The following is a 20314-nucleotide window of genomic DNA, read 5'->3' as shown; positions in this document are numbered from 1 at the left end:
GCGTGGGCCCGAGCTAATCGCCGCGCAGGCGCTGGTCGTCCTGCACGCGGACACGCTCGGCGCCGCGCGCACCTGTGGGCGAGAGCCGCAGCATGCTCAGCGCCGCGCCGCAGAGGGCGAAGCCGACGCCGGTGAGAAGTGCGATTCGGGTTCCGTCGATCGGATAGCGGCCGAGGAAGAGCGCCACCAGCGCCGCGCCCGTGGTCTGGCCGAGCAGCCGCGCCGTACCAAGCATACCGCTGGCGCCGCCGGAGCGCTCGCGCGGCGCGGCGGCGATCATGGTGCGGTTGTTGGGCGTCTGGAACAGGCCGAAGCCGGCGCCGGCAAGCGCCATCCGCCAGATCACGTCGAGCGGCGTTGGCGCCGCGGGCAGGAAGGCGAGCGCGCCGAGGCCGCAGGCGAACAGCGTGAGCCCGATGCCGCCGAGCAGGCCGGCCGGATAATGCTCGACCAGGCGGCCGGCGAGGGGGGCTGCGAAGGCCACCGCGATCGGCCATGGCGTGATCAGCAAGCCCATGTGTACGGCGGAATAGCCAAACCGGCTCTGGAGGTAGAATGGAATGGCGACGAAGGCCAGCATCTGCCCACAGAACGAGGCGATTGAGGTCGCAATCGACAGCCCGAAAACGGGGATTCGCAGCAGATCGACCGGCAGCAGCGGCGAGGTCATGTGGGTCTCGCGGTAGACCAGCAGCGCGCCGGCGACGATTGCGATGGCGAACTGAACGAGACAGGTGATCGTCGCCTCGCCATGGCCGACACTGTCGATCGCTGCGATGCCGACGCCGAAGGTGATCGCGCAGAGGCCGGCGCTCTGCCAGTCGAAGGAATGGCTGGCGGGCTTCGTGTGCGGCAGGCTGCGCAGGCCGAGCGCCAGCGTCACCACGCCGAGCGGGACGTTGATCGCGAACAGCCACGGCCAGCTTCCGACCGCGAGTATGCCGGCGGCGAGCGTCGGCCCGACCGCGGCGGAAAAAGCGACGACGAGCGCGTTGATCCCGATGCCGCGGCCGAGCTGGCTGCGCGGATAGGTGAAACGCACCAGGGCCGAGTTGACGCTCATGATGCCGGCCGCGCCAAAGCCCTGGACGATGCGCGCGATCGTGAGCAACGGCAGCGTATGCGCCAGCGCGCAGAAGGCGGATGCGAGCGTGAACAACACCAGCCCGACCAGATAGACGCGGCGATAGCCGACGATCTCGCCAAGCGACGCCAGCGGAAGAAGCGAGATCGTGATCGCGAGCTGATAGCCGTTGACGATCCAGATGGAGAAGGCCGGGCTCGCATCGAGGTCGGCCGCGATCGTCGGCAGCGCCACATTGGCGATCGCGCTGTCGACGACGGCCATGATGATGCCGAGCGCAATGGTCAGGACCGCCTGGTTGCGCTGCGGCTGGGGCAGGCCGTCGGCATGCTCGATCGGGACAGACGACATGGTGGAGGCGTGCTTGATTCGAGCCGTGATTGATCCCCGGATTAGGAAATTGCAGGATTGACCGCAACCCGGCAGGACGCGGACAGTTCCCATGCCGGAAGCAGGCCCCCCGGCGCCATGGGAATGGGTCAGGGTGGCTTTCGCAGCCTCACCAGCGTGATGTCGGCTTTCGGAAGTGACTACACCGGTGGCGGATTGCGGTCGGTGAAGGTCGTTCGCTGATGCCAGTACGGATAGGGCAGCGTCACCTTGCTCGCCGCGTCTAGCTTCTCGATCTGGTCCCTGGTCAGTGACCAGCCGACCGCGCCGAGATTTTCGCGCAACTGCGTCTCGTTGCGCGCGCCGATGATCAACGTCGAGACGGTCGGACGCTGCAACAGCCAGTTCAACGCGATTTGCGAGACGCTCTTGCCCGTTTCCTTGGCGATTTCGTCGATCGCATCTACAACGCGATAGACATGCTCGTCGGGCACAGGCGGCCCGAAATCGGCGGTCTTGGGCAGGCGGCTGACTTCGGGCTTCGGCTGACCACGACGAATTTTTCCGGTGAGGCGGCCCCATCCGAGAGGAGACCACACAACCGCGCCGAGCCCCTGGTCGAGGCCGAGCGGCATCAGCTCCCATTCGTAATCGCGCCCGATCAACGAATAGTAGGTTTGATTGGCGACGTAGCGCGGAAATCCGTGCTTGTCGGCAACCCCGAGCGACTTCATCAGGTGCCAGCCCGAAAAGTTCGACACGCCGACATAGCGGATCTTGCCCGCGCGCACGAGCACATCGAGCGTCGCAAGTACCTCTTCAGGCGGCGTGAATGCATCGAAGCCATGAAGCTGGAACAGGTCGATGTAGTCGGTGCCGAGCCGGCTCAGCGCCCCATCGACGGCCGCGAGCAAATGTTGCCGTGACGAGCCGATGTCGTTGGGCCCGTCGCCGAAGCGGAACGTTGCCTTGGTCGAGACCAGCACCTTGTCGCGACGGCCCTTGATGGCCTGGCCGAGAACGCGCTCGGACTCGCCGAGTGAATAGACGTCGGCGGTGTCGAACATCGACACACCGGCCTCGAGGCAGATGTCGAGCAGACGCCGCGCCTCGGTCGCGTCGGTCGTGCCCCATGCCGCAAGGCGGCCGACGCCGCCGAAAGTGCCCGTTCCGAGACTCAAAGCGGGTACCATGAGGCCTGACCGGCCCAAGCGTCGGTATTCCATCGATATGCTCCTCGACCGGCCGCTGATTGATCCGCGCGGCCTTGGTGGCGAATGGTAATGCAAGCACGCGCCGTGTCCTACGCCGCGCTCACATAGCGGCCCTGCTTTGCTGGGTCCGCACGGCTCACGCCACGCTTGTCGCCTGCAGATTCGCAGCCGAGATCTTCGCGCGCAGCCAGGCTTCGAAGGCGCCGACGTGGCTGCGGCCTTTGGCTTCGGCGGACCGCACGAGATAATAGGAGACTGTCTCGACCTCGAATTTGGGCTGCCGGAACGGCGCGACCAGCGTGCCCTTCGCGAGCTCGTCGGCAGCAAGGATCTCGCTCTCCAGGACGACGCCGAGACCTTCGACCGCTGCGTCGATGGCCATCGTGGATCGGTCGAACCACAATTCGTGGCGCGCCTTGATGGTCGAGCCCAAGACCTGTCGCAGATAGTCGGTCCAGGTCAGGGCATTCGAGGAATGGATCAACGTGGCGCTGGCGAGGTCGCTGGGGTCGCGAAGCCCGAGCTGCTCGATCAGTCGCGGGCTACAGAGTGGGCGGAGACGTTCCGCGAGCAACGGTTCGATCTGCCGGCCGTTGCCGACGGGAGGACGGCCATAGGCAATGGCGAGATCGAAGCGAATGGTTTCGAGATCGCGCAGGTCCGAGATGGTCGACAGCCTGATCCCGATCTCCGGGTGCTGGCCGATGAAGTTCCCGATCCGCGGCTGGAGCCATTTGGCGGCAAAGCTCGGACCGCTCGCGATGAACAGATGATCGCGCTGCGACTGCGGAGCCACCAGCCGCGTCGCGCCCATGATCGTCCCGAACGCGCGCTCGATCTCGCCTGCATAGAGGCGGCCGGCATTGGTCAGCACCGCGCGCCCGGCGTGCCGCGAAAAGACGCGAACGCCGAGGAAGTCCTCGAGCTTCTGGATGTGGTGGCTGATCGCGGAGGGCGTAACCCCAAGCTCCTCGGCGGCGCGGCTGAAGCTGCCATGGCGTGAGGCGGCTTCGAACGCGGATAGCGCCCTGAGCGGAGGCATCCTCGGCCGCTGTGTTGACTCGGATTCATCGGCTGCTGAGTTTTTTGAACTGGCGCCCATCATGTCCGCTCGGTACGAATTTCTCCGTTGCTCAGGCAATTCTCGTACCGCAGACGCCCTGACGCAACAGCTTCGTACCCCAAAACCGACCCGACAACGGCGAGCGCACCGCCACACCGCGCGTCCGTGCGACGGATGCCGCTTGCCCGAGGAGATCGCATGACTTCTGCGCTGAAACAGGCTGCCGACGAATTCCTGGTCCGATACGGCGGAGACGTCTTTCCGAACCTCTTCACCTCGGCGAAGGGGACGATCGTGACCGACAGCGACGGGCGCGACTATCTCGATTTCACCTCCGGCCAGATGTGCGCCACCATCGGACACAACCATCCCGCCATCGTGTCGGCGGTGGAGAATGCGGGAAAGAAGGCCTTCCATCTCTTCAGCGGGATGATCCCCGAGGTGGTTGCCGAGCTCGCCCAGGTGCTGGCGACGGATTGGCTTCCCGGCGATCTTAAACGCTCGATCTTCATCAATACCGGTTCGGAAGCGACCGAAGTCGCGCTCCGGATGGCCAAGATGTACACCGGCGGCTACGAGGTGCTCGTCCTTGGCGGCTCGTGGCACGGCATCACCGGCGGAGCGGCGTCGGTCTCCATGGCCAGCGACCGCAAGGGATATGGCGTGCCGCCGCCAGGCGTGTTCGTGATCCCCGAGCCGAACGCCTATCGGCCCTACATCGCAAAAGGCAGCGAGGACGAGTCCGCGCTCGCGAATCTCGAACTCGCCCTGAAGATGTTCGACATGCAGTCGAGCGGGCGGGGTGCGGCGATCATCGCGGAGCCCGTGATCAGCGCCGGCGGCGTGCTGGTACCGCCGAAGGCGTTTATGGAGGCGCTGCGCAAGGCGGCCCATGAGCGCGGCATGCTGCTGATCTTCGACGAGGCCCAGACTGCCTTTGGGCGCATCGGCAAAAAGACAGGATCGGAATATTTCGGCGTCGTTCCCGACATCATGACCATGTCGAAGACACTCGGCGGCGGGCTTCCGCTTGCGGCGGTGTCCACCACCGAGGCGATCGAGAGCAAGCTCCACGACGATCACTTCACCTATTACACAAGCCACGTCTCCGATCCCCTCCTTGCCGAGGTCGGGCTCGCGGTGCTGCGCGTGATCACTGAAGAAAAGCTCGTTGCACGCGCCAACGAGATGGGCGCCTACCTGCGCAGCCGGTTCGAAGGGCTCCAGCAGAAATACGAGCAGATCGGCGACATCAGGGGCATGGGCCTCCTGCTTGGCGTCGAACTGGTCAGTGATCGCAACAGCCGGCGCCCAGCCCACCAGCTTGGAGGCCTGACGACGAAGAAGTGTTTTGAGTACGGGCTGAGCATGAACATCCGCCGTCGCCCCGAGCGCGGCTCGGTGTGGCGCATCGCGCCTCCTCTGACCGTCTCGACCGAGGAAATCGACCGCGCTGTTGAAATCCTGGATCGGGCTTTGAGGGAAAGTCTCGACGAGCTATCGCGAAACCCCGCCGCCTAGCAACTTGTTGGAGGCTGACATGATCCGCAAATCGTTGTCGACGCTCGCCATTGCCGCTGTATCGCTTGCACTGCTCGATATTCCGGTGGCGCGGGCAGCCAGCCAGACGCTCGACAAGATCAAGGAGGTCGGCAAGATCACCTTCGGTTACCGCGAGGCGTCGATTCCGTTCGCTTATCTCGGGGCCGATCAGAAGCCGATCGGACTTTCGCTCGACCTCTGTTCGATGGTGGCCGACAAGATCAAAGTCGCGTTGCAGCGGCCCGAGCTCGGGATCGAATACGTTCCGGTGAATGCGTCCAATCGTATTCCGCTGCTGCAGAACAGCACGATCGACGTCGAGTGCGGCAGTACGACCAATACCGCGGAACGGCAGAAGCAGGTCTCGTTCTCCATTGCGACCTATGTGGCATCGCCGCGCTGGCTCGTGCCAGCGTCGTCCCGGGTGATGGAGCCGAAAGGGCTCGACGGCCAGACGGTCGTCATCACGCAGGGCTCGTTGAATTTCGGGGTCGCCAAGAAGATCATCGATGACCAGAAGCTGAATGTAACGATCGTCCAGGCCAAGGACCACGCCGAGTCGCTCCTCATGCTGGGAACGGGCCGAGCCGCGGCGTGGTTTGAGGACGATATCCTGGTTGCCGGGCTCGTCGCGAACGCATCTGATCCCAAGGCCTTTCGGATGTTGGCGGCCACCTATGCGCCGTCCTACTACGGGCTAATGACCCGGAGGGAGGACCCCGAGTTCAAGGCCCTCGTCGACGCCGCAATCAAGGAAAAGATGGCGTCCGGCGGGTTCGACCGGCTCTACGTCAAATGGTTCGAGTCGCCGATTCCGCCGAAGGGACAGAACCTCCAGCTTCCCATGAGCGGAGCGATGAAGGCCCGCGTCGCTTCTCCAAGCGATGCGCTAGCGCCTTAGTCGTGCAGAAGCATGTCGTCGAGCGCGGTGTCGACGACATGCGAGCCGACCATATTCGCCGATGGTTGCGCCTCAATGGTTGTTATCCGGGACGGAGCGCAGGCGACGTCGCTATTGCGATCCTCTCGCGGCAGGAGAGCGATGCACCAGCCCGCCAGGACCAGCACCGCGAGCCGGATCGCGATCATGCCCAGCAACAACTCTGATCCGCTTATCGTGGAGCGAGTCCTCATGCGCGCCAGCCTGATCCTCGTCGATGGGCGAGACAATCTGGAATTGGCGAGCGTATCCTTCGTCCAGAACGAAGGCTGGAGCTAATGGCTGAGCACCCCTGCGGATTTCACCCTGTTCCGAGCAACTCAGTGCCGCAACTGGCTCTGTCGGAAGTCGCGCGGCGACGTCCCAAAATGCTCGCGGAAGACGCGGCCGAAATGCGAAAGGTCGTTAAAGCCCCAGGCAAAGGCGATCTCGCTGATGTGGCGGTGGGCGAGCACGGGTAAGGCGAGGTCGCGCTTGCACTGAGCGAGACGCTCGGCGAGCACATAACGTTGGAACGAGGTGTCCTCGTCGGCGAGGAGATCGTTCACGTAGCGCGGCGAGAAGCCAAGCGCAGCGGCGGTCTCCGACAGAGAGAGATCTGGATCGGCAAGGTGCGTCCGAATGTGCGCTTTCAACCGGTAGAGCAGCGCGGAGCGATGGGTTGAGGACGGCAACGACGTGTTGCCGAGCCGTTCGCTCAGCGCCATCGCGAGCAGATCGACGGCTTGTTCTGACAAAGCGGCGGCATTGTCCGGAGCAAGCCGATCCGCGCTCTGGCAAAGCCTGAAAATGAAATCATAGGCGAGCCGTTCGAGCGGCACATCAGCGCCGAAAGACATGGCGGTCAGCGTCTCGGTACCGCCCAGCCGACGCTGCAACATCTCTCGCGGCACCTTGAAGATGGTCTGGGTGAACGTGTCGTTGAACTTCAGCTCGTAGGGGCGCGTGGTGTCATAGAGCGCGAACTCGCCGGGATGGATCACGGTCTCGCGGCCGTCCTGCACCACGCCGCCGTCGCCGCGATTGCCGAGCGCGATGAGAACAAAATCGTGGTCCGAGCGCGCGATGCGCGAGGGCGTGCGGAACACGTGCTGGCGGTCGGAGCAGACCTCGGAGCATATGGCCTTGCCGAGCGGGGCCTGCGTGACCGAGCCGTGAAAGGCGCTGCCAAGGTCGGACCTGCAGTCGAGCCCGACGAAGACGTCGCAGACGATATCCTGCCAGAGGGCCAGCCGCCGGTAGCCGGGACTGCCGTCCGTCGTGAACTGGATTGGCATCAGCAAGCCTCCCTTTCACCTCCAGCAAAACCGCATGTTGGCGCAGATCCAGCCTCACCGGAGGCAAATTCCGTACCGGGCGCGATCCCATCCGGTCGAGTTTTTGTTCCACTGCGGTCGAGCGCCGAGCCTCCGACCTTGGCTCAATAGACTGCATCGGACGTGGCTTCCGATCAACCGGCAATGGAGGCGGCAATGGGCATCGAACATCCGAAATACAAGGTGGCAGTGGTGCAGGCGGCGCCCGCCTGGCTCGATCTCGACGCCTCGATCGACAAGTCGATCGCGCTGATCCGTGAGGCGGCCGAAAAGGGCGCCAAGCTGATCGCCTTTCCGGAAGCCTTTATCCCCGGTTACCCCTGGCATATCTGGATGGACTCGCCGGCCTGGGCGATCGGTCGCGGCTTTGTGCAGCGCTATTTCGACAATTCGCTGTCCTATGACAGCCCGCAGGCCGAAAAGCTGCGCGACGCCGTCCGCAGGGCAAAACTGACAGCGGTGCTCGGCCTGTCCGAGCGCGACGGCGGCAGCCTCTATCTCGCGCAATGGCTGATCGGCCCGGACGGCGATACCATCGCAAAGCGCCGCAAGCTGCGGCCGACCCATGCCGAGCGCACCGTCTATGGCGAGGGCGACGGCAGCGATCTTGCCGTCCACGCCCGATCCGACATCGGTCGCATCGGCGCGCTCTGCTGCTGGGAGCATCTGCAGCCGCTGTCGAAATACGCGATGTACGCCCAGAACGAGCAGGTCCATGTCGCGGCCTGGCCGAGCTTTTCGCTCTACGATCCCTTCGCACCGGCGCTTGGTGCCGAGGTGAACAACGCTGCCTCACGCGTCTATGCGGTTGAAGGCTCCTGCTTTGTGCTGGCGCCTTGCGCGACGGTCTCGCAAGCCATGATCGACGAGCTCTGCGACCGGCCCGACAAGAACGCGCTGCTGCACGCGGGCGGCGGCTTTGCCGCAATCTACGGGCCCGACGGTAGCCAGATCGGCGACAAGCTTGCGCCGGATCAGGAGGGGCTGCTGGTCGCCGAAATCGATCTCGGCGCCATCGGTGTGGCCAAGAACGCGGCCGATCCCGCCGGGCATTATTCGCGGCCGGACGTGACGCGGCTGCTGCTCAACAAGAAGCGATACCAGCGCGTCGAGCAGTTCGCGCTGCCGGTCGACACCGTCGAGCCCACGGACATTGCGGCGGCGGCGAGCTGAGCATCACGGGGAGGGCATCGCCATGGAATCCGCAATTCCTCAGCATCTCGAGACGACGCGCTCGCGCCACAAACGCGTGCCGGACGACTATCAGCCGCCATATCCCTCGTTCGTGGCGCGCTACAAGCCCGCGGTGAGCCGCGTCGTAATGGCCTATTTCGGCGTGCAGTATCGCGGCACGGTGCCGGCGGCCGCAACGGAAGCGCTCGCTGAAATCGCGGGGCGGTTTGCGATGGAAGGCGGTCCCTCGCATTGGGATCGCGCGCACTATGTCGACCAGGCCGGATATGAGAACGTCGTCTCGGTCGCCTATTGGGACGATGTTGCGCGCTTCGATGCCTGGTTTGCGGCGGTGCGGGAATTGTGGACCGGCAAGGCGCGAGGGGGCATCGGCACCTTCATCGAGGTGCTGCGCCCCTCGGTCGAGCGGCACGAGACGTTGTTCTCCTCGCTCGGTCGGCCCGAGGGCGTCGCGGTCGTCGCCGACGGCATGAGCGGCGAGGTGCAGGAGCACGCTTATTGGGGCGGCATGCGCGATCGCATCCCGCTATCGCAGACCGACGCGATGACGCCCGGCGACGCGCCAGGGCTGATCCGTGACGGTGCGCGGCTGCGCGTTCAGGCACATGATAATCTCTGCCTGATCCGCTCCGGACAGGACTGGAGTGACACGGAGGCGTCGGAGCGAAAGCTCTATCTCGACGACGTCGAGCCGGTGCTGCGCGAAGGCATGGACTTTTTGCGTGACGATGGTCCTGGTATCGGCTGCTACGCCAACCGCTACATGCGCGTGTACGCAGCCGACGGCCGCGTGAGCGAAAAATCCTACGGCCAAAGTTGGTGGAAGAGTCTCGCAGCGCTCGAGCGTTGGGCGGAATCGCATCCGACCCACGTCAAAATCTTCGGCGCGGCGATGAAATATCTCTCGACGCTCGGGCCGTCAGCGAAGCTGCGGCTCTATCATGAGGTCACCGTGGCGGCCGCAGACGAGCAGTTCTTCGAATATCGGAACTGCCATTCGAAGACGGGCATGCTGGCGGCGGTCGAGACCGCCAGTGCCTGAGGGGTTACACGACGCAATGGCCGAGCAGCTCGGGATGTGCGGCGCAGATGTGATGCGCGCCGGCCTCCTTGAGCTCGGCCTCGCTGCCATAGCCATAGAGCACGCCGATCGCGGTCATGCCGTTGGTCCGGGCGCCGACCACGTCATGGCTGCGGTCGCCGATCATGATCGCGCTGCCGGGATCGACCTTGGCTTTGTCGAGCGCGTAGCGGAGCAGGTCGCGCTTGTCGACGCGCGTACCGTCGAGCTCGGAGCCGAACACGCGCTCGAAATACGGTTTTAGGCCAAAATGCTCGACGATGCGGGTGGCGTAGACCGCGGGCTTGCTGGTCGCCACGAACATGCGCGGTGTTGTCGCGGCGAGCGTCGCCAGCGTGTCCTTGATGCCGTCGTACGCCTCGTTTTCGAACAGGCCGATATCGCTGAAGCGCTCGCGGTAGAGCAGGAGGGCGCGGTCGGCGAGTTCCTCGCTGCCGATAAGCTTCTTCAGGCTGGCATGCAACGGCGGGCCGATGCACCAGGTCAACTCATCCTCGCTCGGCACTGCGAGGCTGAGCCGCTCCAGCGCGTACTGGATCGAGCGGGTGATCCCGGGCTTCGGGTTGGTCAGCGTGCCGTCGAGATCGAAATAGATTGTCACCATGCTGGCCGTGCCCGTGTTGATACTGCGGTCTGTTGCCTGACCTAAACGAGGTCGCAGCCTAAGGCAACGCCGCCTCGTCGATGTCGCGTCCCGTATTAAGGCTCGCTATTCGCGGGGCGTAAGCGTAGAGTCACCCGATCACCGCCCTTCCCATGGCATCCATCGGTGACTGAGGGTCACGAGCGCTCCCGCCGAACGAGGAGGAGCGCACATGCGTCAGTTTCGTCTGGCCGACTGGATCGTGCCGCCGGTGATCGTCCCGCTGTTTCTGTTGTTCCTGGTGGCTGCTGCGGCTTTTCTGCGTGGATAGGACGCCACTGCAATATCTGGTGAGCGGACGCGATCAAAGCGGCTACGTGAGCTTGGGCCGCACCACGACGGCTGCCGCTTTGAAGAAGGCGAAGGAGCTGTTGCAGGAAGGCTATATCGACGTCCGGATATGCACGCCGCAAGGCCGGATTCTGGAGTCTGATGAGTTCGACGAGTTCGAGGCATGAGGAGCCGCCGGTGGTCCATCAAATGTCCGCGCCCAGATCTCCGCGAGGAAAGATACCTGCATGAAAATGCTTATTGTCGCATTGGCACTCGGCACATTCGCGCAAGGTGCCATCGCGAAAGAGCCGGACTGCCGCACGATCGAAAGCACGAGCGGACGCCTGGCCTGTTATGATGCTGCGTTTCCGCCGCTAGCGAAGAAGCCCGCAACTCCAGAAAGCGACCTATCTCGAGCTCCCTATAAAGATCCGTTCGTTGCGGAAGAAGCCCGCACCGCGGCGAAACTCAAGAACATCTGTCGCGGTTGCTGAGGGAACGTCATGGCCCGCGTAACAACCTACGTCGTGCAGGCGTTCAACCCCGGCAAGGGCAGAAATCTGAAGCCCGACACACCGATCGTCTGCAAGTCGGAAAGTGGCGCGCTGCGAACGGCGGAGAGACTGGCCCTGAGCAAACTCGGCGTCGTTGCGTTCTCGTCGAGCGGCGATCCCGAGATGGGTGACTATGACGAAGAGCCTACGGTCTTCTTCCGAAAGGGCGAGCTTCCGGCTGGCTTCGACTGAGGTCTTGGTGGCGTCGAGCAGATATTGGCAGAGGAGCACGGATGAACGAGCGACTTGAGATATTGAAGAAGGCCCGCGATCGCATGATCGAGGACAGAGATCCGCATGCGAAGGTGCTGGCGGCTCCCTTTGATCGTGACAAGGCCGAGCGGGCACGGAACAAATTCGTCGAACTTCAAACGCTGATCGATGCCCTGGACCGCGCAATCAGCGCAGAAAAGCCGGTCTCGGCATAGGACCGAAGCGAGCAAAAGGCGGGACTGGCGGACATTTCATCGCAGGAACGTAGCGATGTGCTGCCAGCCGCCGTGGCTCGCTCTATTGCTGCCTCGCCCATTCGACAATCGCGACCGCATCGGAGCCCGCCTGCGTCTCCCAGGCGGCGATCGCGCCCGTTGCGGCCGCTCGGAGCGCTGCGACAAGGGACGGCGGCGCCGGCTCGGCGATGCGGACGCCATTGTCGCGCATGCGCGCATAATTCTCGGACCTACGATTGGCCAATAGTGCGAACTGGCTCTGTTCGGTCTCGGCCGCGGCCGCCAGCACCTCGCGCTGTAACGGCTCGGACAGCGCGGCAAACGCCTCGTTGCGGACGAAAGCGATCGAGACCGGCATAGCGTAGTTGATGGCCGTGAAATACGGCAGGAAGTCCCAAAGCTTGCGGCCTGCGCCGCCGTCGCCGGAGGTGAGAAACGCGTTCAGCCGATGCTCCTTGAGACCGGCAAGCGCGGCGTCCATCGGCAGGAATTGCGCGTTGGCGCCGGCCGCGCGCATCACCTCATTGGAGTTGGCATCGTAAGCCCGCAAGTTCAGTTTCGGCAAATCGTCGGCGCCTGCGAGCGAACGATCCGACCAAAGGCCTGTGGCGGGCCAGATTGTCAGATAAAGCAGCTTGAGGCCGCGCGCGGCGAGCGCCTTCTCGTAGAGCGGGCGCGCCCGCGAATTGGCGGCGCGAGCGACGTCGGCTGATTGCACCAGGAAGGGCAGAGTGGAGAGACCGAGCACCGGGTCCAGCCCGGACAGTGCGCCCGCAAAGGCATCACCGCCGGCGATTCTGCCATCCAGGGTGGCGCGCGGCATCTCGCCCGAGCTGATCTTCAGCTCATTGTCGAAGGCGTTGGTTACGGTCACGAAACCGTTGGTGCGCGCGGCGACGCGATCGGCAAAAGTGGTGAGCCCGATCCCGGAAATGTTGTTCTGCGGGTATTCCGTGGTCATCCGCCAAGTGATTTGAGAAGTGACTTGAGCTTTGGCCGGCGCAGCCCACAGGACAAGTGCGGCGAGGACAAGGATCGCGCGGATCCGTTTGGCGGGGTAACGCATTGGGAGATGCGGGTCAGGCAGCATATATTGGCAACTCGTTGAACCATGGCACGATGCCACAACATGGCACATTATCTTGTTGCATGCCGCGCCGGTGCGCGCCACCGCCATGCCTGCACGCAGTTGATGCAGATTGCATCGCGCGTCATCGCCATGCTGCTCGTCTCGGCGACACAGGTGGCTGCATGGGACAGCTCGCCGGCAAAGACCAATGTCGCCGTTCCCAGCGTCGAGGAGCTTGCGATGCCGCCGCAACGGCCCGTCGATGCACGCGAGAGCGACACGCGGGAGTCGATCTGCCTGATCATCGAGGCGGCCGCGCGCGATGCCAACCTGCCAGTGGAATTCTTTGCCCGCGTGATCTGGCAGGAAAGCCGCTTCCAGGCCGACGCGGTCGGCCCCATGACGCGCAGCGGCGAGCACGCGCAGGGCATCGCGCAGTTCATGCCGGGCACCGCGAGCGAGCGCGGGCTGCTTGATCCATTCAACCCGGTTCAGGCGCTGCCGAAGTCGGCCGAATTCCTGGGCGAGCTACGCAACCAGTTCGGCAATCTTGGCCTGGCCGCAGCCGCCTACAATGCCGGCCCACGACGGGTGCAGGAATGGCTCGCCGGTACCGGCGGCATGCCGGAGCAGACCCGCAACTACGTCGTCGCCATCACCGGCGCGACGGTCGAGGCCTGGGCCAAGGCAGGTAGCACCGGCAAGGGGCCGCCAAGCGCGCCGCCGACGAGTTGCCGCGATCTGATGGCGCTCCTGAAGCGCGCGCCGAATCCGTTCGTCGCTGAGCTCGAGCAGCATGTGGAGCTTGCCGCTGCAAAGATCTGGGGCGTGCAGCTCGCGGCCGGATTCGACCGCAACAGGGCGCTGGCGATGTATTCCCGTGCCGTCACGCGGCTCGGCGCGGTGATCGGCGACCGCGATCCGAGCCTGCTGAGTTCGGTGATGCGCAACCGCGGCACACACGCGTTCTATCAGGTGCGTATCGGCGCCGACACGCGCAGCGAAGCGGATGATCTGTGCAATCGTATCCGGAAGGCGGGCGGCGCCTGCTTCGTGCTGAAGAACCGGGGCGTGAGCGGGTAGAGCGATGCCCGTCATTCCGGGGCGCGACGAAGTCTCGAGCCCCGGAATGACGAGCGGATGGTGTCGTGCGCATGCCAGCTCCGCCGCGCGCTTCCTTGACGCGCACACCGGCATTGCCCGTTATGCGGGCACGATTCCTCATCCAAGCCGGCCTTCCCGTGGCGCTTCCTCCGCTCGATTCACCTCAATGGCAAAGCCCCTGGCGCGCCTTTGCGTGGGGGCTGCGCGCGATCACGCAGACGATCCTCACCGTCGTGCTGTTCGTGACCTATCTCGGCATCGGCGCGCTCGCGCATGATACTCATTTCAGCCTGGCCTGGGCGCTGGCTTCCACGCTGTTCGTCTGGGCAGGGCCGGCGCAGATCATCCTGATCACCACGCTCGGCTCGGGCGCGACCATCATTCAGTCGGCGATTGCGGTGACCGTCAGCGCCATCCGCCTGTTTCCGATGGTGGTGTCGGTCCTGCCCCTGATGCGCACGCCAACGACAAAACGGCGCGAGATGATATTCGCGGCGCATCTCACCGCGGTGACGCTGTGGGTCGAATGCCATCGCTTCCTGCCACAGGTGCCGCGCGAGCGGCGGATCGCCTTCGTCCACGGGCTCGGCTGCGGCCTGGTCTCGGTGTGCCTCACCGCCAACACGGTCGGCTATTTTCTTGCCGCCAACCTGACGCAGACGCTGGGCGCGGCGATCCTGCTGCTGACGCCGCTGTCTTTCCTGTTTTCGACGGCGCGCAACAGCCGCGAGATCGCCGACGTGGTCGCGCTCGCGCTCGGGATCGTGCTCTATCCGCTGGCGGCGAAAATGAATTCCGGCCTCGACATCCTCGTCAGCGGCGTGGTGGCCGGCACGATCGCCTATGGCGTGCATTGGTGGCGTGAGGTGCGGGCATGAGTGTGGGCGAGCTCGTTGGCGACTGGCACGCGCTGGCTGTGTTGTTCGTCGCCGGCGTCATTCCGAACCAGATATGGCGGATGCTGGGCCTCTGGTTCGGTGGCAGCCTCGACGAGGGCTCGGAGCTGCTGGTCTGGGTGAGGGCGGTCGCGACCGCAATCCTGGCCGGCGTTATCGCCCAGATCGTGGTCGAGCCGCCGGGCGCGCTCGCCAGCGTGCCGGATGTCCTGCGCTACGGCGCAGTGGCTGCCGGTCTCGTGGTGTTCCTGCTGACCCGCCGCTCGATCTTCGCGGGCGTTGTCGCCGGCGAAGTCTTCATGCTGGCCGGCAAGTGGTGGTTGGGTTAAAACGTCCGCGAATAGCAAGGAACTGGGACTATGGTTCGCGAAAACGAGCTCCGCGAGGGTGAGGTCGCCATCGAGCTGCCGCCGACGGAGGATGCCGGCCTTGTCTTCATCGGCCGCATCCGTACGCCCTGGACCTCGCGGCTGGAGACGCCGCGGCAGGGTCGCGCCGACGGCCCGGTGTGCCGGCTGGAAATCTTCGAGCCGTTCGTGCCGGCGATCAAGGGCGTCGATTTCTACAGCAATCTCGAAGTGCTTTACTGGCTCGACAAGTCGCGCCGCGACATCGTCCTGCAAAGCCCGAAGAACAACGAGAAAACCCGCGGCACCTTCTCGCTGCGTTCGCCGGTGCGGCCCAATCCGATCGGGACCTCGATCGTCAAGCTGGTCGGGATCGAGGGCAGCACGATCCTGGTGCGCGGCCTCGACTGCATCGATCGCACGCCGCTGATCGACCTCAAGCCCGATCGCTGCGAGTTCACGCCGCTGGCGGCGCCGCAGTCGGGGGATTTTCAGACGGAATGAGAGCACTCCGCTCCAACCCCGTCATGCGAGGAGCCCTTGCGACGAGGCAATCCAGAGTGTCTCTGCGGAAGCAGTCTGGATTGCTTCGCTTCGCTCGCAATGACGGGCGGGAGAGACCTACCCCGCCTTCAGCGCCGCGATCAGCTTGGTCGCGTTCGCTTCCAGCACCTTGACGTCTTCCTTGCGGCTGGCGGGCGGCAGCATTGCCACGCCGTGGTGGCGCGGCATGACGTGCATGTGGAGGTGAAACACCACCTGTCCGCCGGCGGCCTCGTTGAATTGCTGGACCGTGATGCCGTCGGCCTTGAACGCCGTCATCGCGGCGGCCGCAATTCTGTGCGCGCCGCGGGCGACATGGGCGTAGTCGTCGGGCTTGATGTCGAGGATGTTGCGGGCAGGGGCCTTCGGGATCACCAGCGTGTGGCCGGGTACGCGCGGCATGATGTCGAGGAAGGCGAAGACATGTTCGTCCTCGTAGACCTTGTGGCAGGGGAACTCGCCGCGCAGGATCTTTGCGAAGATGTTGTTGGGGTCGTAGGCGGTCATTGTAGCTCCTCGGCGGCTCCCTGAAATTTTGCGCTTACTGTCACCAGCCGTGCGAGGGCGTCAAGGCGCCTCGTCGGCGTCCTTCCGGAACGGGCCGAGCTCGGCCAGCTCCCGTCCGGCCTCCGCGACGTAAGCGCGTTCGCGCTTGAGATAATCGTCGATGGCGCGGCGTAAGCCCGGATCGGCGATGAAGTGTGCGGAATGGGTGGTCCGCGGCAGGTAGCCGCGCGCGATCTTGTGCTCGCCTTGCGCGCCGGCCTCGACATGGGTCAGGCCACGCCTGATGGCGAAGTCGATTGCCTGATAGTAGCAGACCTCGAAATGCAGGAACGGATGATGCTCGACCGCGCCCCAGTTGCGGCCGAACAGCGTGTCCGAGCCGATGAAGTTGATCGCGCCCGCGATCCAGCGGTCGTTGCGGCGGGCCATCACCAGCAGCACGTCCTCGCTCATGGTCTCGCCAATCAGCGAGAAGAATTCGCGCGTGAGATAGGGCCGGCCCCATTTGCGCGAGCCGGTCTCCATGTAAAATCCGAAGAAGGCGTCCCAGGCATCCTCGGTGATGTCGCCGCCCGTGAGGCAGTGGATGGTGATGCCGGCGGCGAGCGCATCGCGTCGTTCGCGCTTGATCGACTTGCGGTGGCGCGAGTTCAGGGTGGCGAGGAAGTCGTCGAAGTTCGCAAAGCCCTCGTTGTGCCAGTGGAACTGCTGGTCGGTGCGCTGGAGGAAGCCGTGCTCGGCAAGCAGCTTCCATTCCGCCTCGCGCGCGAAAGTCACGTGCACCGAGGAGGCCTTGCTGACGCCGCACAGCGCCACCAGCCCACTCGCCAACGCCTCCGCGATGCGCTCATGGTCGGCACCATCGCGGATCAGGAGCCGCGGACCCGTCGCCGGCGTGAAGGGAACCGAGACCTGGAGCTTTGGATAGTAGCGCCCGCCGGCGCGCTCATAGGCGTCCGCCCAGCCGCGGTCGAAGACGTATTCGCCCTGCGAATGCGATTTCAGATAGCAGGGCACGATGCCGGCGACGCGGCCGCCGATCTTGGCCACGAGATGCCGCGGCCCCCAGCCGGTGCGCACGGTCGCCGAACCCGATTTCTCTACGGCCGAGAGAAATGCGTGCGAGACGAACGGGTTATAAGCAGGTTTTGAGAACCCGGCGAAATCGCCTGGGAGTCCGGATGAGGTTCCCTTGCCATGCCCATTGCAAGCCTTGCCGGGATTTGCGCAGGCGTCCCAATCCTCCGGCGAAACTTCGCCAATCGACGGTACTGCCTCGAGCGTGATGTCGGATGATGCCATTGCGCCCAAGATCGTGCATTGCAGCAGCGACTTCAAGAGCGGGGAACATCAAGCCTACGGCACGAATCCCTCAAAGATCATCTGATCGGCACATTGCCCGACGCGCGTCCGCTGCTCCGCAGTGCGCACGGTCCAGCCGAGCAGGGCGCAGCCGAACAGGTTGCGGGCGATCCAGGGGGCGGGGGCCGGGAGGTGGTCGACCTTGAAGGCGACGAAATGCGGCTGGGTCTGGAAGCCGTGGCGCAAGTACAGCATGCTGTCGCGTTGGTCCTGCGTCAGCTTCGCCCAGTACTCGTCCTCATAGGTCCGTTGTGCGACGATGCCGCGGGGGCGTGCGGGCAACAGCTCGCGCAGTGCGAGCACCTGGTCGGGATCGAATGACATGCCGACCGCGGGCCCCTGGTAGGACGACAGCACCTCGGCCATCCGCTTCACCAGCTTGCGGTCGCCATCAAAATGGCTCTTTACCTCGATCACCAGCGGCACGCTGCCGGCGACCATGGTGCAGAGGTCGCTGAGCGACATCATCCGCTCGGGCGTGTCCTTGAAGCTGAGCGCCTTCAGCTCGGCCGCGGTCTTTGCGACCAGCTCGCCCGTGGCCTCGGTGAGGCGCCCGAGTGCATGGTCGTGATGCACCATGGCCTCGCCGTCGGCGGAGAGCTGGATGTCCACCTCGATCGAAAAATTGCCTGCGATCGCCGCCTGCACCGCACCCGGCATGTTCTCGACGATGCCACGTGAGATGTCATGCAGGCCGCGATGGGCGACCGGCCGCGCTGTCAGCCAATCAGGAGCGCGCATCCGCGTCAGGCGACCTCGAACACGCCTTCGACCTCGACCGCCGCATCCGCGGGCAGCGAGGCAACGCCGACGGTGGTGCGGGCGTGGCGGCCCTTGTCACCGAAGGCCGCGACCATCAGGTCGGAGGCGCCGTTGAGGACCTTCGGCCCATCCAGGAAGTCCGGTGCCGAGTTGATGAAGCCACCAAGGCGCACCACGCGCACGACCTTGTCGAGGTCGCCGAGCGCCGCCTTGACCTGGGCGAGCAGGTTGACCGCGCAGCCGCGCGCGGCCGCAGTGCCGTCTTCGAGCGAGACGCCGGCGCCGAGCTTGCCCTTGGCGATCAGCTTGCCGTCGGGTGCGAAGCAGACCTGGCCGGACACAAACAGCAAATTGCCGGTGCGCACGAACGGCACGTAGTTGGCCACGGGGGTGGGGGCCTCATGCAGCTTGATGCCCTGTTCCGCCAGTTTCTGTTCGACCGTGCCCGCCATCTTCAACCTCGTTGTCCAAAAATTCATCTGCTCCGGACGCCTGATTTCGCGGCCGGGCGCGCCCTGTTTCGCCCATCGTGCCGCCACATGCAAGCAAGCCGACAGGGCGGCAAGGCGCCGGACCGGACTGTATTTTCTTGAGGTAGGACAGGAGGTTCAACGTAGAGGCGCAACTTTACGTGAAACCGCCGCAGTTGCGACGCAATGGAACGGTCATTAAAGTGTCGAATCTGCGCTTCCCAAGGGACAGATATGGTGCACCTTTTCCGGACTTCGCTCGGTGTGATGGCGCTCGCGGCGGCCGCTTTCGGCGCTGGCGGCGGAGCCGAGGCTGCGAACGGTCCGTTCCTCGCGCACCAGGCGCTCTATGATTTGAGCCTCGTCAAATCGCGCTCCAACTCGATCAGCAGCGCGCGAGGCCGCATCCTCTACAATTTCGCCGGCAGTGCTTGCGAAGGCTACACGTCGGAATTCCGGCAGGTCTCCGAGCTTGACAGCGGCGAGGGCAAGATCACGCTGAGCGACCTCCGCTCCAATTCCTGGGAGGACGCCGCCGGCAAGAGCTATCGCTTCAAGATCGAGACGCGGATGAACGAGACCGAGGCCGGCCAGGTCGACGGTTCGGCGGAGCGCGACGGCGACCACATCAACGTCAAGCTGAAGCTGCCGGCGCCGAAGAATTTCACCCTCGACGGCAAGGTCGTGTTCCCGACCGAGCAGATCCAGCGCATCATTGCTGCGGCCAAGGACGGCAAGTCGCTGCTGGAGCTCTCCGTCTACGACGGCTCCGACGACGGCCAGAAGGTCTACAACACGCTGACCGTGATCGGGCAACCGATCCCCGCCGACCGCACCGCTTCGCCCGATGCGTCGACGTCGGACGAGCACATGAAATCGCTCAAGCGCTGGCCCGTCACCGTCAGCTATTTCGATCGCGAGGTCCAGCAGAAGGAGGGCGAGCAGACGCCGGTCTATGCGATGTCGTTCGAGCTCTACGAGAACGGCGTCTCCCGCCAGCTTGTGCTCGACTACAACGACTTTGTCATTTCCGGCGCGATGGGCAAGTTCGACGTCAAGGACAGCAAGCCCTGCAATTGAGGGCGAGACGTCTAGCCCTTGTCGCACTCTGCGGCTACGCTTGCTCCCAACCACAAACCTCCGGGAGCCAGCCCCATGCCCAAGCTCGATCATCTCCGCCCCAGCGGCCTGCATCACAATCCGGCCTATTCCCACGTCGTCACCGCCACCGGTGCGCGCACCATCTACATCTCCGGCCAGGTGTCGGTGGATGAGGAGGGGCGGATCGTCGGCGAGGGCGATCTCGCCGCACAGACCACGCAGGTGATGCAGAATCTCGGCCACGCGCTGAAGGCGGCCGGCGCGAGCTACGCCAACATCGTCAAGATCACGACCTTCGTGGTGAACTACAAGCCTGAGCTGCGTCCCATCATCGGCAAGGCCCGCTCCGTCTTCTTCGATGGCATGGAGCCGCCGGCCTCTACCCTTGTCGGCGTCTCCGCGCTCGCCGCGCCGGAATGGCTGATCGAGATCGAGGCCGTGGCGGTCGCAGATTGAGGGTCTGAATCTGT

Annotated in this window: 25 protein-coding genes; 14 read left to right on the top strand and 11 right to left on the bottom strand. The window is 64.5% G+C overall.

Going from position 1 to position 20314, the window contains the following annotated elements:
* Positions 1-13: 13 nt before the first annotated feature.
* The 3 genes from ABIB73_RS23080 to ABIB73_RS23070 form a co-directional block, all read right to left on the bottom strand.
* The gene (locus tag ABIB73_RS23080) at positions 14-1435 is read right to left on the bottom strand and encodes an MFS transporter (protein ID WP_354227632.1); all 1422 of its coding nucleotides are present in this window, start codon (positions 1433-1435) and stop codon (positions 14-16) included.
* Between the two features lie 179 nt (positions 1436-1614).
* Positions 1615-2640: an aldo/keto reductase gene (locus tag ABIB73_RS23075; RefSeq protein ID WP_354227630.1), complete on the bottom strand. Its 1026-nt coding sequence runs from the start codon at positions 2638-2640 to the stop codon at positions 1615-1617.
* Between the two features lie 124 nt (positions 2641-2764).
* Positions 2765-3670, bottom strand: a complete 906-nt coding sequence (locus ABIB73_RS23070; protein ID WP_354227628.1) for a LysR substrate-binding domain-containing protein — start codon at positions 3668-3670, stop codon at positions 2765-2767.
* Positions 3671-3889: 219 nt separating this feature from the next.
* On the opposite strand from ABIB73_RS23070, the gene ABIB73_RS23065 reads away from it, so the two are divergent.
* Together ABIB73_RS23065 and ABIB73_RS23060 are read left to right on the top strand one after the other, a co-directional pair.
* A complete protein-coding gene (locus tag ABIB73_RS23065) occupies positions 3890-5212 on the top strand; it encodes an aspartate aminotransferase family protein (RefSeq protein WP_354227626.1) in 1323 nt (440 codons plus the stop codon).
* 19 nt (positions 5213-5231) lie between these two features.
* Positions 5232-6134 (top strand): amino acid ABC transporter substrate-binding protein, encoded by a 903-nt coding sequence (locus tag ABIB73_RS23060; protein WP_354227624.1) that lies wholly within the window; start codon positions 5232-5234, stop codon positions 6132-6134.
* Here ABIB73_RS23060 and ABIB73_RS23055 read toward each other — a convergent pair.
* Both ABIB73_RS23055 and ABIB73_RS23050 read right to left on the bottom strand, forming a co-directional pair.
* On the bottom strand, positions 6131-6322 hold the full coding sequence (locus ABIB73_RS23055; RefSeq protein WP_354227864.1) for a hypothetical protein: 192 nt from the start codon (positions 6320-6322) through the stop codon (positions 6131-6133). The two genes, ABIB73_RS23060 and ABIB73_RS23055, sit on opposite strands and share 4 nt — an antisense overlap.
* Positions 6323-6493: 171 nt before the next feature.
* On the bottom strand, positions 6494-7450 hold the full coding sequence (locus tag ABIB73_RS23050; RefSeq protein ID WP_354227622.1) for an AraC-like ligand-binding domain-containing protein: 957 nt from the start codon (positions 7448-7450) through the stop codon (positions 6494-6496).
* 195 nt (positions 7451-7645) lie between these two features.
* Here ABIB73_RS23050 and ABIB73_RS23045 point away from each other — a divergent pair, with 195 nt between their 5' ends.
* Together ABIB73_RS23045 and ABIB73_RS23040 are read left to right on the top strand one after the other, a co-directional pair.
* Entirely contained in the window at positions 7646-8662 is a 1017-nt protein-coding gene (locus ABIB73_RS23045; protein WP_354227620.1) for a carbon-nitrogen hydrolase family protein, read from the top strand.
* 22 nt (positions 8663-8684) lie between these two features.
* Positions 8685-9725, top strand: a complete 1041-nt coding sequence (locus ABIB73_RS23040) for a phenylacetaldoxime dehydratase family protein (protein ID WP_354227618.1) — start codon at positions 8685-8687, stop codon at positions 9723-9725.
* A gap of 4 nt (positions 9726-9729) precedes the next feature.
* Here the strand turns inward: ABIB73_RS23040 and ABIB73_RS23035 are convergent, their stop codons facing one another.
* The gene (locus ABIB73_RS23035) at positions 9730-10368 is read right to left on the bottom strand and encodes an HAD family hydrolase (RefSeq protein WP_354227616.1); all 639 of its coding nucleotides are present in this window, start codon (positions 10366-10368) and stop codon (positions 9730-9732) included.
* Positions 10369-10670: 302 nt separating this feature from the next.
* Here ABIB73_RS23035 and ABIB73_RS23030 point away from each other — a divergent pair, with 302 nt between their 5' ends.
* The 4 genes from ABIB73_RS23030 to ABIB73_RS23015 are packed head-to-tail and all read left to right on the top strand — an operon-like array spanning position 10671 to position 11662.
* Positions 10671-10865, top strand: coding sequence for a hypothetical protein (locus tag ABIB73_RS23030; protein WP_354227614.1), 195 nt, complete (start codon positions 10671-10673; stop codon positions 10863-10865).
* 60 nt (positions 10866-10925) lie between these two features.
* Positions 10926-11174, top strand: coding sequence for a hypothetical protein (locus tag ABIB73_RS23025; protein ID WP_354227612.1), 249 nt, complete (start codon positions 10926-10928; stop codon positions 11172-11174).
* A 9-nt stretch (positions 11175-11183) separates the two neighbouring features.
* Positions 11184-11426: a hypothetical protein gene (locus tag ABIB73_RS23020; RefSeq protein ID WP_354227610.1), complete on the top strand. Its 243-nt coding sequence runs from the start codon at positions 11184-11186 to the stop codon at positions 11424-11426.
* A gap of 41 nt (positions 11427-11467) precedes the next feature.
* Entirely contained in the window at positions 11468-11662 is a 195-nt protein-coding gene (locus tag ABIB73_RS23015) for a hypothetical protein (RefSeq protein ID WP_354227608.1), read from the top strand.
* A gap of 82 nt (positions 11663-11744) precedes the next feature.
* On the opposite strand, the gene ABIB73_RS23010 is transcribed toward ABIB73_RS23015, so the two are convergent.
* A complete protein-coding gene (locus ABIB73_RS23010) occupies positions 11745-12773 on the bottom strand; it encodes a TRAP transporter substrate-binding protein (RefSeq protein ID WP_354227606.1) in 1029 nt (342 codons plus the stop codon).
* 102 nt (positions 12774-12875) lie between these two features.
* Between ABIB73_RS23010 and ABIB73_RS23005 the strand changes: the two genes are divergently transcribed.
* The 4 genes from ABIB73_RS23005 (at position 12876) to tsaA (ending at position 15603) form a co-directional block, all read left to right on the top strand.
* Positions 12876-13835: a transglycosylase SLT domain-containing protein gene (locus tag ABIB73_RS23005; protein ID WP_354227862.1), complete on the top strand. Its 960-nt coding sequence runs from the start codon at positions 12876-12878 to the stop codon at positions 13833-13835.
* 158 nt (positions 13836-13993) lie between these two features.
* Positions 13994-14734: an AzlC family ABC transporter permease gene (locus ABIB73_RS23000; protein WP_354227604.1), complete on the top strand. Its 741-nt coding sequence runs from the start codon at positions 13994-13996 to the stop codon at positions 14732-14734.
* Positions 14731-15081: an AzlD domain-containing protein gene (locus ABIB73_RS22995; protein ID WP_354227602.1), complete on the top strand. Its 351-nt coding sequence runs from the start codon at positions 14731-14733 to the stop codon at positions 15079-15081. Before ABIB73_RS23000 ends, ABIB73_RS22995 begins: the two co-directional genes overlap by 4 nt.
* 30 nt (positions 15082-15111) lie before the next feature.
* On the top strand, positions 15112-15603 hold the full coding sequence (gene tsaA, locus ABIB73_RS22990) for a tRNA (N6-threonylcarbamoyladenosine(37)-N6)-methyltransferase TrmO (protein WP_354227600.1): 492 nt from the start codon (positions 15112-15114) through the stop codon (positions 15601-15603).
* Positions 15604-15720: 117 nt separating this feature from the next.
* Here the strand turns inward: tsaA and ABIB73_RS22985 are convergent, their stop codons facing one another.
* From ABIB73_RS22985 to ABIB73_RS22970, 4 genes are read right to left on the bottom strand one after another with little or no spacing between them, the layout of a single operon-like run.
* Positions 15721-16149, bottom strand: coding sequence for an HIT family protein (locus ABIB73_RS22985; RefSeq protein ID WP_354227598.1), 429 nt, complete (start codon positions 16147-16149; stop codon positions 15721-15723).
* 60 nt (positions 16150-16209) lie between these two features.
* A complete protein-coding gene (locus ABIB73_RS22980) occupies positions 16210-17451 on the bottom strand; it encodes a GNAT family N-acetyltransferase (RefSeq protein WP_354227596.1) in 1242 nt (413 codons plus the stop codon).
* Between the two features lie 54 nt (positions 17452-17505).
* Positions 17506-18252: a glycerophosphodiester phosphodiesterase gene (locus tag ABIB73_RS22975; protein WP_354227594.1), complete on the bottom strand. Its 747-nt coding sequence runs from the start codon at positions 18250-18252 to the stop codon at positions 17506-17508.
* A 5-nt stretch (positions 18253-18257) separates the two neighbouring features.
* Positions 18258-18725, bottom strand: coding sequence for a RidA family protein (locus tag ABIB73_RS22970; RefSeq protein WP_354227592.1), 468 nt, complete (start codon positions 18723-18725; stop codon positions 18258-18260).
* Positions 18726-18977: 252 nt separating this feature from the next.
* On the opposite strand from ABIB73_RS22970, the gene ABIB73_RS22965 reads away from it, so the two are divergent.
* Together ABIB73_RS22965 and ABIB73_RS22960 are read left to right on the top strand one after the other, a co-directional pair.
* The gene (locus ABIB73_RS22965; RefSeq protein WP_354227591.1) at positions 18978-19823 is read left to right on the top strand and encodes a cell envelope integrity EipB family protein; all 846 of its coding nucleotides are present in this window, start codon (positions 18978-18980) and stop codon (positions 19821-19823) included.
* 75 nt (positions 19824-19898) lie between these two features.
* Positions 19899-20300 carry a RidA family protein gene (locus ABIB73_RS22960; protein WP_354227589.1) on the top strand — a complete coding sequence of 134 codons (402 nt, stop codon included), beginning with the start codon at positions 19899-19901 and terminating at the stop codon, positions 20298-20300.
* The last annotated feature ends 14 nt before the right edge of the window (positions 20301-20314 follow it).

It is taken from the genome of Bradyrhizobium sp. F1.4.3 (assembly GCF_040548375.1).
Lineage (GTDB): Bacteria > Pseudomonadota > Alphaproteobacteria > Rhizobiales > Xanthobacteraceae > Bradyrhizobium.
Note: the sequence above shows the minus strand (reverse complement) of the source record. Positions and strands in the feature narration are given on the sequence as shown.

Bases quoted from the DNA above. Each gene is read 5' to 3' on its own strand.
- ABIB73_RS23080 (WP_354227632.1), bottom strand. From the start codon at position 1,435: ATGTCGTCTGTCCCGATCGAGCATGCCGACGGCCTGCCCCAGCCGCAG.
- ABIB73_RS23075 (WP_354227630.1), bottom strand. From the start codon at position 2,640: ATGGAATACCGACGCTTGGGCCGGTCAGGCCTCATGGTACCCGCTTTG.
- ABIB73_RS23070 (WP_354227628.1), bottom strand. From the start codon at position 3,670: ATGCCTCCGCTCAGGGCGCTATCCGCGTTCGAAGCCGCCTCACGCCAT.
- ABIB73_RS23065 (WP_354227626.1), top strand. From the start codon at position 3,890: ATGACTTCTGCGCTGAAACAGGCTGCCGACGAATTCCTGGTCCGATAC.
- ABIB73_RS23060 (WP_354227624.1), top strand. From the start codon at position 5,232: ATGATCCGCAAATCGTTGTCGACGCTCGCCATTGCCGCTGTATCGCTT.
- ABIB73_RS23055 (WP_354227864.1), bottom strand. From the start codon at position 6,322: ATGATCGCGATCCGGCTCGCGGTGCTGGTCCTGGCGGGCTGGTGCATC.
- ABIB73_RS23050 (WP_354227622.1), bottom strand. From the start codon at position 7,450: ATGCCAATCCAGTTCACGACGGACGGCAGTCCCGGCTACCGGCGGCTG.
- ABIB73_RS23045 (WP_354227620.1), top strand. From the start codon at position 7,646: ATGGGCATCGAACATCCGAAATACAAGGTGGCAGTGGTGCAGGCGGCG.
- ABIB73_RS23040 (WP_354227618.1), top strand. From the start codon at position 8,685: ATGGAATCCGCAATTCCTCAGCATCTCGAGACGACGCGCTCGCGCCAC.
- ABIB73_RS23035 (WP_354227616.1), bottom strand. From the start codon at position 10,368: ATGGTGACAATCTATTTCGATCTCGACGGCACGCTGACCAACCCGAAG.
- ABIB73_RS23025 (WP_354227612.1), top strand. From the start codon at position 10,926: ATGAAAATGCTTATTGTCGCATTGGCACTCGGCACATTCGCGCAAGGT.
- ABIB73_RS23020 (WP_354227610.1), top strand. From the start codon at position 11,184: ATGGCCCGCGTAACAACCTACGTCGTGCAGGCGTTCAACCCCGGCAAG.
- ABIB73_RS23015 (WP_354227608.1), top strand. From the start codon at position 11,468: ATGAACGAGCGACTTGAGATATTGAAGAAGGCCCGCGATCGCATGATC.
- ABIB73_RS23010 (WP_354227606.1), bottom strand. From the start codon at position 12,773: ATGCTGCCTGACCCGCATCTCCCAATGCGTTACCCCGCCAAACGGATC.
- ABIB73_RS23005 (WP_354227862.1), top strand. From the start codon at position 12,876: ATGCAGATTGCATCGCGCGTCATCGCCATGCTGCTCGTCTCGGCGACA.
- ABIB73_RS22995 (WP_354227602.1), top strand. From the start codon at position 14,731: ATGAGTGTGGGCGAGCTCGTTGGCGACTGGCACGCGCTGGCTGTGTTG.
- tsaA (WP_354227600.1), top strand. From the start codon at position 15,112: ATGGTTCGCGAAAACGAGCTCCGCGAGGGTGAGGTCGCCATCGAGCTG.
- ABIB73_RS22985 (WP_354227598.1), bottom strand. From the start codon at position 16,149: ATGACCGCCTACGACCCCAACAACATCTTCGCAAAGATCCTGCGCGGC.
- ABIB73_RS22980 (WP_354227596.1), bottom strand. From the start codon at position 17,451: ATGGCATCATCCGACATCACGCTCGAGGCAGTACCGTCGATTGGCGAA.
- ABIB73_RS22975 (WP_354227594.1), bottom strand. From the start codon at position 18,252: ATGCGCGCTCCTGATTGGCTGACAGCGCGGCCGGTCGCCCATCGCGGC.
- ABIB73_RS22970 (WP_354227592.1), bottom strand. From the start codon at position 18,725: ATGGCGGGCACGGTCGAACAGAAACTGGCGGAACAGGGCATCAAGCTG.
- ABIB73_RS22965 (WP_354227591.1), top strand. From the start codon at position 18,978: ATGGTGCACCTTTTCCGGACTTCGCTCGGTGTGATGGCGCTCGCGGCG.
- ABIB73_RS22960 (WP_354227589.1), top strand. From the start codon at position 19,899: ATGCCCAAGCTCGATCATCTCCGCCCCAGCGGCCTGCATCACAATCCG.